The organism is Ereboglobus luteus (assembly GCF_003096195.1).
In the GTDB taxonomy this organism is placed as follows: Bacteria; Verrucomicrobiota; Verrucomicrobiia; order Opitutales; family Opitutaceae; genus Ereboglobus; species Ereboglobus luteus.
The window spans coordinates 955,194-968,302 of record NZ_CP023004.1 but is presented as its reverse complement, the minus strand read 5'-3'; the positions used below and the strand labels follow the sequence as shown (position 1 = coordinate 968,302).

12 protein-coding genes are annotated in these 13,109 nt (G+C 59.0%); 1 reads left to right on the top strand and 11 read right to left on the bottom strand.

Going from position 1 to position 13,109, the window contains the following annotated elements; all coding sequences use genetic code 11:
• Nucleotides 1–10: 10 nt before the first annotated feature.
• From CKA38_RS03550 to CKA38_RS03505, 11 genes are all read right to left on the bottom strand, one after another.
• A complete protein-coding gene (locus CKA38_RS03550; RefSeq protein ID WP_108824257.1) occupies nucleotides 11–802 on the bottom strand; it encodes an HAD family hydrolase in 792 nt (263 codons plus the stop codon).
• Nucleotides 803–1,061: 259 nt separating this feature from the next.
• Complete coding sequence (locus CKA38_RS03545; protein ID WP_108824256.1) at nucleotides 1,062–2,324, bottom strand: BaiN/RdsA family NAD(P)/FAD-dependent oxidoreductase; 1,263 nt, start codon at nucleotides 2,322–2,324, stop codon at nucleotides 1,062–1,064.
• A 246-nt stretch (nucleotides 2,325–2,570) separates the two neighbouring features.
• The gene (locus CKA38_RS15265; protein WP_236919136.1) at nucleotides 2,571–3,224 is read right to left on the bottom strand and encodes a hypothetical protein; all 654 of its coding nucleotides are present in this window, start codon (nucleotides 3,222–3,224) and stop codon (nucleotides 2,571–2,573) included.
• Nucleotides 3,225–3,288: 64 nt separating this feature from the next.
• Nucleotides 3,289–4,461, bottom strand: a complete 1,173-nt coding sequence (locus tag CKA38_RS03540; protein WP_108824255.1) for a KamA family radical SAM protein — start codon at nucleotides 4,459–4,461, stop codon at nucleotides 3,289–3,291.
• 74 nt (nucleotides 4,462–4,535) lie between these two features.
• Nucleotides 4,536–5,294 (bottom strand): hypothetical protein, encoded by a 759-nt coding sequence (locus tag CKA38_RS03535; RefSeq protein WP_108826390.1) that lies wholly within the window; start codon nucleotides 5,292–5,294, stop codon nucleotides 4,536–4,538.
• A gap of 115 nt (nucleotides 5,295–5,409) precedes the next feature.
• Nucleotides 5,410–6,504 (bottom strand): DegT/DnrJ/EryC1/StrS family aminotransferase, encoded by a 1,095-nt coding sequence (locus tag CKA38_RS03530; protein WP_108824254.1) that lies wholly within the window; start codon nucleotides 6,502–6,504, stop codon nucleotides 5,410–5,412.
• A 97-nt stretch (nucleotides 6,505–6,601) separates the two neighbouring features.
• On the bottom strand, nucleotides 6,602–7,981 hold the full coding sequence (locus CKA38_RS03525) for a Do family serine endopeptidase (protein ID WP_108824253.1): 1,380 nt from the start codon (nucleotides 7,979–7,981) through the stop codon (nucleotides 6,602–6,604).
• A 91-nt stretch (nucleotides 7,982–8,072) separates the two neighbouring features.
• On the bottom strand, nucleotides 8,073–9,293 hold the full coding sequence (locus CKA38_RS03520) for a DUF1570 domain-containing protein (RefSeq protein WP_161554706.1): 1,221 nt from the start codon (nucleotides 9,291–9,293) through the stop codon (nucleotides 8,073–8,075).
• 403 nt (nucleotides 9,294–9,696) lie between these two features.
• Complete coding sequence (locus tag CKA38_RS03515) at nucleotides 9,697–10,845, bottom strand: glycosyltransferase family 4 protein (protein WP_108824251.1); 1,149 nt, start codon at nucleotides 10,843–10,845, stop codon at nucleotides 9,697–9,699.
• A gap of 103 nt (nucleotides 10,846–10,948) precedes the next feature.
• Complete coding sequence (gene tgt / locus CKA38_RS03510) at nucleotides 10,949–12,085, bottom strand: tRNA guanosine(34) transglycosylase Tgt (RefSeq protein WP_108824250.1); 1,137 nt, start codon at nucleotides 12,083–12,085, stop codon at nucleotides 10,949–10,951.
• Nucleotides 12,086–12,121: 36 nt separating this feature from the next.
• Entirely contained in the window at nucleotides 12,122–12,589 is a 468-nt protein-coding gene (locus CKA38_RS03505) for a hypothetical protein (protein WP_152032650.1), read from the bottom strand.
• A 166-nt stretch (nucleotides 12,590–12,755) separates the two neighbouring features.
• Between CKA38_RS03505 and CKA38_RS03500 the strand changes: the two genes are divergently transcribed.
• Complete coding sequence (locus CKA38_RS03500; RefSeq protein WP_108824248.1) at nucleotides 12,756–13,103, top strand: histidine triad nucleotide-binding protein; 348 nt, start codon at nucleotides 12,756–12,758, stop codon at nucleotides 13,101–13,103.
• The last annotated feature ends 6 nt before the right edge of the window (nucleotides 13,104–13,109 follow it).

Below are 13,109 nucleotides of genomic sequence, written 5' to 3'. Positions count from 1 at the left end.
GCCCGGCGGGTCATGCGTTCAGGCAGAGTTTCCGAATCATATCAACGACGCCGTGGTTGTTGTTGTCGCGGTCGGTGACGAAATTCGCCGCCTTTATTATTTCGGGGTGGGCGTTTTTCATGGCGTAGCTGTATTTGGCCTCGCGCATCATTTCGAGGTCGTTGAGGTAGTCGCCGAAGACGAGGGTTTCGTCGGGCGAGATGCCGAGTTGCCGCTGGGCGTGCCTGAGGGCGGCGCCCTTGTTGGCGTCGGGCGCGGTCATGTCGAGCCAGCGCTTTCCGGCGGGCGCGACTTTGTAGTCGCGCTCGAATTGTTTGAAGTGGGGGTATGCGTGCGTCTCGGAATCGACGAGGTCGAACATGCTGAATTTCAGCAGCGTGTCCCCGACTTGGGTGAGGTCGTCCACGCGTTGCAGCCTTGCGCAATAATGATTCACCACGGACAGGAAATACTCGTTGTCGTTTTCGACATAGGTCGAATTTTTCCCGCAAAGAACCGGGTAGGTGTCGGCGATGGCGCGGCCGATTTTTATGAAATTGTGCACGACGGCGGGTTCGAGCGCGACGGTGAGGATCTCCCGGTTTTCATACGAGGCATAGGCGCCGTTCTCGGCGATAAACAGCATCCGGTCTTTCATGCGTTCGAATTGCGCGGCAAGCGTGTAATACTGGCGTCCGCTTGCGACGGCGAAGATGATGCCTTTTTGGGAGATTTGGTCGATAGTTTCCCAAAAATCCGGGCTCAAGTTTTTGTTGTCATCAACGAGCGTGCCGTCGATGTCGGTGACTACGAGTTTGATCATGGAAGAAAAAATTAGAAATTAAGAATTGAAAATTAGGAAGTAAAAGATGGCGCGCGAAGGCGAAAGGGTGATGTGAAAAAGGAAGAAAATCCATGGATGCCGCAGACGCATGCAGGTGATGCCAATGTCTTATGTTTTCAAACAGGGGCATTTTAAATGAAACGGCATCCTTGTTGGGCGTCGGGGGTTTGAGTGCCAAACGCGGCGGTTTCGGCGAAACCGCCCTACCAAAATCCGCGGCGTTTCCGGATGATGATTTTTAGTTTTCCGCCATCGCAAGCCCGGCAAGGCGGCCGGTTGTCCAGGCGGCTTGGAAATTGTAACCGCCGGTGATGCCGTCAATGTCGAGCACTTCGCCGGCAAAATAAAGCCCGGGGCAAACGCGGCTTTGCATGGTTTTGAAATCGACCTCGCCGAGGCGCACACCGCCGCAGGTCACAAATTCGTCCTTGTTGGTGCTTTTGCCCGTAACGGTGAATTCGCACGCGGTGCATTGCGCGGCAAGGGCGGCGAGTTGTGTTTTGGAGAGGTTGGCCCAGGTCGTCGCGGCGGGGATGTTTGCCGCGGCGGCGAGCCGCTCCCACAGGCGCGAGGAGAGCGCGAAGGGGTTGCTCGTGGTGATTTGCCGGCGCGCGTGCGAGGCGCGCGTCGCGGCAAGCGTGGCGCGCGCCTGCTCCGTGGTGATGGGGCCGAGCCAGTTAACCGTGAGCGGAAAATGATAATTGCGCGCGTGGAGTTCGCGCGCGCCCCATGCTGAGATTTTCAGGATGGCGGGGCCGCTGAGCCCCCAATGAGTGATTATCATGGGGCCGGTTTCGCGGAGCTTTGGCGTCGAGTCGGGGATTGCGGTGGCGGCGCAGGGAACGGCAAAGCCGGCGAGATCGCGCAGTCGCGGATCGTCGATATTGAATGTGAAAAGCGAGGGGACGGGCGCCTCGATGGTGTGGCCGAGTTTTTCGGCGATGGCGAGCGTGGCGCCGGATTTGGCTCCTCCTCCAGTGGCGATGAGGAGGCGGTCGCAGGGGAGGGTTTCGCCTGTGGAGAGGGCGAGATTGAATGAGCGCGGCGCGGCGGAAGCGACGGCGTTTGTCAGGCCGCATTTGGTTCGCACTTTTACCCCTGTGCGTGCGGCGGCGTGTTGCAGGCAGTCGATAATGGCTTGCGAGGTGTCGGCCGCGGGAAACATGCGCAAGTCGGGCTGCGTGATGAGCGGAACTCCGCGTGATTCAAACCACTCGATTGTGTCGCGCGGCTGCCAGCGGTGAAACGCGCCGAGAAGTTCGCGGCCGCCGCGCGGGTAGCCCTTGACGAGTTCGCGCGTATCAAAGCAGGCGCGGGTGACGTTGCAGCGGCCGCCGCCGGAAATGCGAACCTTGGCGAGCGGTTGCGGGGCGGCCTCGAGAAGGGTGATTTCGACGTCCGTGTTGTTCCGCGCGCACGCCTCCGCGCAGGTGATCGCGGCAAAGTAGCCGGCCGCGCCGCCGCCTGCGATTACAATGCGTTGTGGTGTTTCCGAAGCCATGTCGAGGTGTGGGATTGTTTCAGGACATGGTGCATTGTCAGTGTTTTTTAACGATTAGAATAATCGCAAACCCGTTAGCGGACGGGCCGCTTGTGATGTTTTCTACGACCATCATGCAATTTCTTGCGAGGTTTTTGAGATTTTGAAAATTGTTCGTCTATATGGTGCTGACGTTTTTCCTAGGAAGTAACACGGCTTTGAGGGTCAATAAATCGTTTCCGTTTTGTGCGGAGCCCTTGATTTCGTTTATGTGTTATGGTTGATTGAATAAAGTCGATTGTTTGTTATATCTATTATAAATAAATCAATATCGCCGGGGTGTTCTCCGTGGGCGTAGTAAAAAAAAGCATAATACGTCCCTTTGCGCATCACTGCCTGACGAATGGCATCAAATTGTTTTAACAATTCTGAGCCATCGGATTCGCCGTAAGCACTAAGCGCAAAATTTAAATAATGTTTGAATTCTTCTTCAAATGGACCCTCTCTCCAATGCTCCACTTTCCAATGGTTGCGATAACTTGGGCGTTTTGGATGCTCTGTGAAAAGTTTCTCATCAGCTGATTCAAAGCGCGCTCTGATGGATCGCGGTAGTTCATAAACTGAAATCGAGTATCCATCTCCATTGAACGCGCGTTCAGAATTATATTCGAAAATCGGCGGCTCAAAATTCACGTTAGTGCCATACAAACCTTTGAGGTATTGCTTATATCCTAACTTGTTTACAGGCGGACTTATGCTGATTAGCATCAAATATATGATTAAGGGAGCCGCAACCTGAATTCCAAGTTTCTTCCAGCGTTTTTTTACGGCTGTGTAAACGATCCAAGTCCCATATGGAATGAATCCGATAATTGCAATAAGGGCGGTTGTCACCCAGATGCCTGTCATGAGGTCTCCCATTTTTAGTTGAACGCGTTTAGCGGGGCATGGCGACCTTTGTTCCAGTGAATGAGGTATGGCATCTTTATGTTGTAGATGCAGATTTGATCGTTCGCGTCACTGGTGTGTTCGTCAGCGGATAGCGGTAGGTTTGGCCTTCGTAGTTTTTGAAAACGACTTCCTCGTCGGTGATTTTTTCGATGTAGTCGGGGTTGATCGGGACTTTGCCGCCGCCGCCGGGCGCATCAATTACGTATTGGGGGATGGCGTAGCCGGTCGTGTGGCCGCGGAGGGCGTGGATGATTTCGAGACCCTTGCGCACGTCGACCTTGAAGTGCGAGCCGCCCGTGATGAGGTCCATTTGATACAGGTAATACGGGCGCACGCGCATTTGGAGCAGGCGGTGAACAAGCGTTTTCATCGTCCCGGCATCGTCGTTCACGCCGCGCAGCAGCACGCTTTGGTTGCCGAGCGGGACACCCGCAAAGCTGAGGCGTTCGCACGCGGCGCGGAGGTCGGCGGTGCATTCCTTGGGATGGTTCACGTGAATGCTCATCCAGATTGGGCCGTATTTTTTGAAAATATCGCAGAGCGCGGGCGTGATGCGCTGTGGAAGAAACACCGGGATGCGCGAGCCGATGCGGATGAACTCGACGTGCTTGATCGCGCGAAGGCGGCTGAGCAGATGCTCCAGTTTTTTGTCGGAAAGGAGGAGCGGGTCGCCGCCGGAGAGAAGCACGTCGCGCACCTCGGGGTGCGACTCGATGTAGCGCAGGCCCTGCTCGTATTCGGGATGAAAATTGTAATCCTGCGCGTTGCTCACGAGGCGGCTGCGCGTGCAATAGCGGCAATACGAGGCGCAGCGATCCGTGACAAGAAACAGCACGCGATCCGGATAGCGGTGCACGAGGCCGGGCACGGGCGAGTGCTCGTCCTCGCCGAGCGAGTCGAGCATTTCCTCGCGGCTGATGATTGACTCTCCCTCGCGCGGAATAACTTGGAGGCGGACGGGGCAGTTGGGGTTGTTTCGGTCGATGAGATTAAAAAAGTGGGGCGTGATTGCGAGGGAGAGCTTGTGCCCCGCGAAGGCGATGCCCCGTCGCTCGTCCTGCGTGAGCACCATGTATTTCTCAAGCTCGTCGAGCGTGGTGATGCGGTTCTTGAGCTGCCAGACCCAGTCGTTCCAATCGGACGCCGGGACGTGCTGCCAGAGTCCTTGCCCTTCAAACCAGGCTGCGCGATCTTCAGTGTAGGCCATGATGTTTTAGAGAAAAATGTAGGCTAGGTTTTTCGCCGCTTATGTCAACGGATGGTGATTCATGGACAATTGTTTTACAGGAGCGCCATCAGCGCCGGGTGGCGGGTGAGGGCGAACGCATGGCGAGCCGCGGCGAACGCCTCGATTAACTCGCGCGGCGATCCGGCGCGTGGAAACACCATCGACAACTCGCCTCCGCTAAAAACAACCTCCGCGGGCACTCCGTCGACGCGCAGGGTGCACGTGGCGCAGTCCGACGGATACGTCACGGTGAGCGGCGCGGGATTTGTCCAGTCCTCCCCGGTGTCGAATGATTCCACGGCGTCGATCACGTCCTCGACGCGCGCGCCCTTGGTCAGCGCAAACACGATTGAGTCGAACATGCCCGCGAACAATTCCTCGAACGCGGGTTCGGCGTTTTCGTGCGAGAAATCGAGCGTGTGCAGTGTGCGCGTGAGCGTCCACTCGGCGGGGTCGTCTTCGTTGAGCGCGTAGTTCCATTCGAGCGTGAAGTGGCGCGAGGTGAGCACGGCGGCGGGGCTGGAGACATCGAGCGAGATATCCTTGCGTTTGTAGGCGAACGCGGCGCGCGCCTTCTGGAAAAATGCCTCGGCTTCGACGGCGAGTTCGTCCGCGCAAAGTTTGCCGAGAAACGCCACTGCCGCCGCGCTCGCGAAATCGGGCACGCTGTGGTGCTTTTTGCTGAAGCCGCCCAGGTTTTTGACAAGCCCGTGCGCGCGTCCGGCGAGGCGGACGTGCTGGATGAACGCGGTCGCGCCGGCCGATCCGGCGTTTTCGCTGTCATTGGGAGATTCGGATTTCCGGCGCGGCATGGTTTTGGGTGTGCACACGCAAACGGACGTCGCGTGCGGGCGAAAGTCAATTTTTGCGTGCGGGCGTTTTTCCAGTGACTTCGCGGCGGCTTTCCGCCCGCCGGGAAGCCGTCCGTTAGAATGTGTTCACCGACTCGATGACGTGGCCCACCTGTTCGTCGGTCAGCTCGGGGAAGATCGGCAGGCTCACGCAGGTCGCGCATGCTTTTTCCGCCACGGGCAGCGAGCCCGCCTTGTAACCGAGCCCCGCGTAACACGCCTGCTGGTGCAGCGCCACCGGGTAAATCAAATCCGTGCCCACCTCGCGTTTCGCGAGATGTTCGCGCAGCGCGTCGCGGCGCGGATGGCGGATCGTGAACTGGTGATACACGCTCGCGCCGTAATCAACCACTTGAGGCATGATCACATCGGCGAGCTTGATTTCGGCCATGTAGCGTTTCGCGATGGCCTGGCGCCGCGCGTTCCACGCGGCGAGACGCGGCAGTTTCACATTGAGCACCGCGCCCTGAAACCCGTCCATGCGATAGTTAAAACCGACCATGTCGTGATGATAGCGCCGCGACGAACCATGCACGCGCAGGATGCGCGCCTTTTCAAAAACATCGTCGCGCCCCGACACAAACAGGCCGCCCTCGCCGCAGCCGCCGAGATTTTTTGTCGGGTAAAAACTAAACGTGCCCGCGTCGCCGATCGTTCCCACGGGCGCGCCCTTGTAGCGCGCGCCCACGGCCTGCGCGCAATCTTCGATCACGAACAGGTTGTGCTTGCGCGCGATCGCCATGATTTCATCCATGCGCGCCGGCTGCCCGAACAAATGCACCACGACCATGCCTTTTGTTTTCGGGGTGATTGCCGCCTCGATCTTTTCCGGATCCATGTTGAGCGTGCCCTCCTCGATATCGACAAACCTCGGCGTCGCGCCCGTGTAGCTGATGCACCACGCGGACGAGATGAACGTGAATGTCGGCACGAGCACCTCGTCGCCCGGCCCGAAGCCTCCGCAAATCGCGGCCACATGAAGCGGCGACGTGCCGCTGTTCATGCCGAGGGCGCGCGAATGGCCGAACGTCGCGGAAAAGTTTTTTTCAAAATCCTCGACGTCCTTGCCGAGGCAAAAACGCGTCGCGTCATACGTGGCCGCCAGCGCGGCCAGCGCGTCTTCGCGAATCGCCTTGTGTTGAATGGAGAGGTCGAGGAACGGAACTTTCATGGAAGAATATGCGCCTAGAAAAATCCGCATCGCGGGAAACGGCAAGCCCGGGCTTTTCATCGCCCGGGCATGGTTTTGCGCGCGCGCGCCGGTTCCGTCACTTCACCACGAGCACCATCGTGCGCACCGCGCCCTTTGAATAAACGACAAACAGGTTTCGTCCGCGCACGAGCGAGTTGCGCGCGGTTTCAACACTGGACGCCCTTGCGCGGTTGATTTCCAGAATCACCGCGCCTTCGGCAAACCAGTCCTTGTAGGGCGAGTCGCCGTCCACTTTTACGACATACAGGCCGTCCACGCTGCTTGAGATGCGCAGCGAGCGGCGCTGGCTTGCGGTCAGGCGCGTGACCTGCACGCCGGGCAGCAGTTCGTTGTAGGCGAGCGCGTCGCCCGATTTGCCAAGGCGCACGATCGCGGTTTCAGCCTTGCCGTCGCGGAAAATCCTCACGGTCACCTCGGTGTCGGGCGGGAGTTGCGCGACGTGCGTGCGCAGGTCGGCGGCGTTTGTCACGGGACGGTTGTTGATTGCCGTGATCACGTCGTAGCGGCGCAGGCCCGCGTTGTCCGCCGGACCGTCGGGCGTCACGTCGTTGAGGATTACGCCCCGTGTGTCGCGCGGCAGGTCGAGCGCCTCGGCGAGGTCGGGCGTGAGGGGTTCGCCGCTTGCGCCGAAATAACCGCGCGTGACTTTGCCGCTTGTCACGAGATTGTTCATGATGTTGCGGGCGAGGTTTGCCGGAATCGCAAACCCGATGCCCACATTGCCGCGCGTGGGCGAAATGATCGCGCTGTTGATGCCCACGAGGCGCCCCTTCGCGTCGATGAGCGCGCCGCCGCTGTTGCCCTGGTTGATCGAGGCGTCCGTCTGGATGAAGTCCTCGTAGCCCTCGACCTCGGCCAGGATGCCGACGCGCCGGCCCGTGGCGGAGACGATGCCCATCGTCACGGTTTGCCCGATGCCGAGCGGATTGCCGATTGCGAACACGATGTCGCCGACGCGCAACTTGTCGCTGTCGGCAAGCGTGGCGAGGGGAAGGTTTTTTGCGTCGATCTTGATGACGGCCACGTCGGTTTTCGGGTCGGTGCCGATGACGCGCGCCTTGAACTCGCGATCGTCGGACAGTATCACCGTCAACTCGTCCGCGTCCTCGACGACATGATTATTGGTCAGGATGTAACCGTCGGCGGACACGATCACGCCCGAGCCGAGGCCCTCGACCTTGTATTCGCGATTCGCCCCCGGCGCGAACCACGGGAACGGCAGCCGCTGCCGCACAAAGCGCGCCGAGGCGATGGACACGACGGATTTTTTCGCGGGTTCCACGGCGTCGGCGTAACTTGCAAGCGCGGGCGATTTACCGTCGCCGACCGCCGCGTCGTCGATTTTGAGCTGCGGCAGCGGATTGGCCGGAGGAGCGGCAAAAAGCGACGCGGCAAAAACGAAAGCAAGGGCGAGCGTGGAAATGGCGTGTTTCATGTTTTGAAAAAATATGAGATGCGCGAAATCACGCGAGGTTTCAATGAAGTGTGTTGAATTGTTCCCCGCGAAACAGCCGCGTGCCCCGCTTTTATATTTTGGGAGGCAGGGGTGCCGGCACCGGTTTGCCGGTTTCCCTTGCGATTTCGCGAAGCACTTCACGCGCGGCGCGTTTGGCCTTATAGTCCGTCCTCGGATCGACGGACATTACCTTGATCACCGCCTCGGCGTCGGCGTATCTTTTCAGGCGCCAGTAAATGATGGCGAGCGCGTGGTAAGTCTTGGACCTGTGGCGCATGGATGAGAGCGCTTCGAGAACCTTGTTTATTTTCTCCACGCGGATTTCCGGGCTTTGCGATTCGATCATCGCAAGCAACTCGTATGCCTCCATGCAATCCGGCGCGAGTTCGAGCGCGCGATCCACCAGTTTTCTCAGCTCGGTGCTCACGAACCCGGGCATTATGCGTTTCAATGATGAATTTTCGACCTCGCGGGAACTGCGCAAAAACCACACATAAGCCAGCGGATTTGTGGAATTATTTTCCACCGCTTTGCGCCAGTATTCGTGGGCCGCGGCGGGATTGTTTCCGGCGGCCCTGACTTCGGCGAGCAATTCGTAGATGCGGGGATTTTTCGGATTGCGCTCGGATAGTTGCAGAAGTTGAAACTCGGCGTCGTGCGCCCTATCGGTGCGCCCCTTGACGGTAATCAGCTCCATTTCATGCTCAAGCGAATCGGCGGGTTTGGATGTTATTTGTTTTAGAATCGACCCGACCGGCACCTTGCGATTCACGACAGTATAACGCCCGCCGCTCGCGTAGGACTTGAGAGTCCGGCTCAATTTTTTTTGGTTCAGCCCAAATGCTTGTTGAAGCGCGTCGGCTGTCGAAACGCCCGGCGTTTCACAGAGGTTTGTGAACACATCAAGTCGGTCGGCTTTCATGAGACCGGTGTTCTGGCCGCATATTATATAATGCATGAACACCCACGATTGCGCATAAAACATCCGGGCATGTTTTGTCTCATTGTAATAGGGGCTATTGGTATCAACAGTGAAAACGGTCTCAAAGGGCAGCCATTTCGACTCTCTGAGGGCGCGGAGGTGCCACGAGGGTGCTGTGCCAAGCGACACGGTTTCCCTCCTTGATGAGAAAGTGGAAAAAACCTCGGCAAGCCCCTCGTTAATATAAAGCGGAGGACGCAACCCCATGGCCGCGACAAGCGAGTGGACGTATTCATGGTAAACTGTTCTCAATCCCTCAAAAATCGTCGCGTTCTGCAAAATGATGCGGGAGCTGACCGGACTTTCCATGAAAATCCCCGCCACATTCTCGCGAGACTTGCCTTTATACAATGGAAGATGGGCGGAGAACTGTTCAGGCGAGTCAAAGACGATAATATAGGGCCGCTTGTAATAGGTGCGCGCTTGTGGAAACAATGCGAAAAAGGTCGCTCGAAACTGTTCCAGCCTAATCAACAGTATTTTGGATTCGCGTTCCGGTGCGCAACTGAGCAGGTCAAAATGCTCGCTGCTCAAACGAAGCCATTCCCCGGATCCATGCGCTGTGTTTGTTGCAATGCCCGCAAACAGCAGAACGACTGCAAGAATCAGGATTTTCAACTTGGCGATGAGTGAAGGCATGAGGCGGGGAAAGACTGGGCAAAACAAAGCAATTTTCACACGCGGGCGGCAACACCAAAGCTTGGTGCGACGTTCAGGACTCGAGCAATCCGGCATACACTTGCGCGTGTTGCCGGGCGGAGTGGTCGGCGGAAAACCGGCGCAGGCTGTCGCGGTCGATGCGCGCTTGGGCGAGCGCGTTTGTCTCCGCGAGATGCGCGAGCGCACGCGCGAGATCCGCGGCGTCTCCGGTGCGGAAAAACCAGCCGTTTACCGGGGGCGTTGTTGTGATGAGATCACGCGCACCGCCCGAGTCCGCTGAAATCGAGGGGACATCGGCGTCGAACGCCTCGATTCGGGCGATCGAAAAAGGTTCGTTGTCCGATGGGACAAGGAGCACGTCGGTTTCGCGGAGAAGCGGGGCGGAGGAGGGTTGCTGGCCGAGCCACGTCACGCGGGTTTCGAGATTGAGCGCGCGCGTGCGTTCGCGCAGTTCGCGTTCGTAGCGGATGGAATCCTCCGTGCCGTCGTTCGCGCCGATGTGCGTGAAGTGCCATTGCGCGCGAATATACGCGGGCAGTTGCGCGAGTGCGTCGAGCACGAATTCCCAGCGCTTCCAGCGCACAATCGCGCCAATGCCGGCGGCGCGGATGATTTCGCCTCGGGAGCGCGGGAATCCTGCCCGCTTTGTATTTTCGAATAATTTGGGCGGTTCGTTTTGCGGGCAAGATGCCCGCGTTCCCGGGACAATGCATGGCGGCAGGCAGTCGTCCCAGCTTTGCGGCGGCAGGCCGTAGTAACGGGACATTTCCGGGCTCAGAAAAAACAGGCGTTTGCCGGGGGTGAGTGTGCGCGCGGCACGACGGTAAAACCAACGATGGCGTCCGTAATGATGCACGGTGGCGGCGACACGGCGCTCGCCCCAGTGCGCGAGCCAGAGCGCGACAAGAAGGCCGGTGCGCGAACATCCGTGAAAAACGCGGCGCGGATCGGCGCGGAGCCATTCGCGCGCGGCGCGGGCTATGATGCGGGCGCGCAAAAATGTGCGAGGGGAAATCGTTTCGCCATTGATGATTGGAAACTCGATAACAGGAAGCGCGAGGCGGTCGAATTGCGCGGCTTCGTTGACGCCGAGCGTCATTTCGAAATGCGGCGCGGCGGCGGTCGAGAGCGCGCGGAGAAACGAGCAGATGCCGCCGCGGTCGTCGTCGTAGCCGAGGTAGAAAAGGACGTAGGGAATCATGCTTTCGTAGGGGCACTCCTCGTGCGTGCCCTCGTGCGCGAAGGACTATTGGCGCTCGCAATCATGAAGCGGGCGGACTCGAGGGCGCGCGCAAGGCGCGCCCCTACTTGGATCCGGCTTCGTAGCGTGTTATCCATGCGCGGTGCCATGTCGCGTAGTCGCCCGCCTCGATGCGCGCGCGGGCTTGCGCCATGAGGTCGAGGAAGAAGTGCAAGTTGTGCATCGAGAGGAGCGTGCCGGCCAGCATCTCGTTCGACGTGGTGAGATGGCGCAGGTAGGCGCGCGAAAAATTGGTCGTGTAGTTTTGCACTTCGTCGCTGATGGGGCGCGGGTCGGCGCGGTATTTTTCATTGCGCAGGTTGATCGGGCCGTCGGGCGTGAAGACGAGTCCGTTGCGGGCGACGCGCGTGGGCATCACGCAATCAAACATGTCCACGCCCATCGCGATCATCTTGAGCATTTGCGGCGGGGTGCCGAGGCCCATCGTGTAGCGGGGCTTGTGCGCGGGGAGGTATTTTACCGAGGCGGAAACTTGCTGGAGCATTTCCGGCTCGGGCTCGCCGACGCTCACGCCGCCGATGGCGTAGCCGGGGAAGTCGAGCGAGGCGAGCGCCTCGGCGGCCTCGCGGCGGATGTCGTCGTAGGTGGAGCCTTGCGCGATGGCGAAGACGTGGTGGCCGGCGGCGAGGAAACCGTTGTCGGTGGCGATCTGCTTGCATTGTTTCGCCCACTCGAAGGTGCGCGCGACGGAATGCGCGCACACGTCGCGCTCGCAAGGGAAGGGCGGACACTCGTCCAAAACCATGGCGATGTCGCTGCCGAGGTTTTGCTGGATCGTCATGACCTCGCGCGGGCCGAGGAAAAGTTTCGCGCCGTCGAGGTGCGATTGAAACGCGACGCCGTCGGGCCGGATGTCGCGGAGTTTGGCGAGCGAGAAAACTTGGAAGCCGCCGCTGTCGGTGAGGATGGGGCCGTCCCAGCCCATGAATTTATGCAGGCCGCCCATGTCGCGGATGAGTTCGCTGGTGGGGCGGATGTTGAGATGATACGTGTTGCCGAGAATAATCTGCGCGCCGATTTCGCGAAGCTGCACGGGCGTGACGGCTTTCACTGTGCCCTGCGTGCCGACGGGCATGAAGATGGGCGTTTGCACGACGCCGTGGCGCGTTGTCAGCCGCGCGCGACGCGCTGCTGTGGCCGTATCGGTTTTGAGGAGTTCGAAATGCGGAACAGAAGGCATTGGGAAAATGCGGAATGCGGAGTTCGGAATGCGGAATTACTTGCGGCTGATGTCGAGGCCGTCGGGCGTCCAGCCGGACATTTGGACGTCGAAGTGGTGTTTCACCGACGGGCACCAGTAGGAAATCGCCCATTCGGCGGGTTCCGCGGTGAGCGAGGGGATGCGGATGCCGCGCAGGTCGAAGTAGCCCCACGGGTTGCTTTCGTCGTAGTCGCGCTTGGCCCATTTTTTCATCGGAGGGAAAAGGATTTCGCCGATGGCGCTTTGGACTTCCGGCCAGCGCGAGACGAGTTCGTTAAAAAAGGCGCGTTGCGTTTCACCCGGTCCGGAGTCGTCGGCTTCGATTAGAATTTCGACCTCTCCTTCAACTGGCGGGAACTGGATTTGCCCGGCCCAGAGTCCGGCGGCGGGAAAATGAACCAAGGGGCCGAAAAGCGAATCGGTGAGCGTGGGCAGGAGTTGTTTTTGCTTCGGGCGGAAAAGATTTTTGATGAAGTCGAACATGATATTCGGTGCGGAGTTGTCCCAACAACGGTCACCGATGGCAAGCACCACGATTTTCGCGGCAAGGAATTTCCGGGGTGTTTGCGAAAATGTTCGCGCGCAATCGCCGCCATTGGCGCTTGAACAATTCCGCCGTTGATTTTGTCATCAACCCAACTTCCCCGCCATGAGCAAAACCTTATTCCAGCGCATCATCGACCGCGAGATTCCGTCGAAAATCGAATACGAGGACGACCAGTGCATCGTCCTCCACGACATCGAGCCGCAGGCTCCCGTGCATTTGCTTATCGTGCCCAAGCGCGTGATCGCGCGCGCCGCGGAATCCATTCCCGATTCGCCGGACGAGCAACTCCTCGGGCATCTCATAACGACTGCCGGCGTCGTTGCCAAAAAACTCGGTCTCGAACGCGGTTTCCGTCTTGTCATCAACAACGGTCCCGACGCTTGCGAAACGGTTCCGCATTTCCACATGCACATGCTCGCCCGGCGCCAGATGGCCTGGCCTCCGGGTTGATTTTTC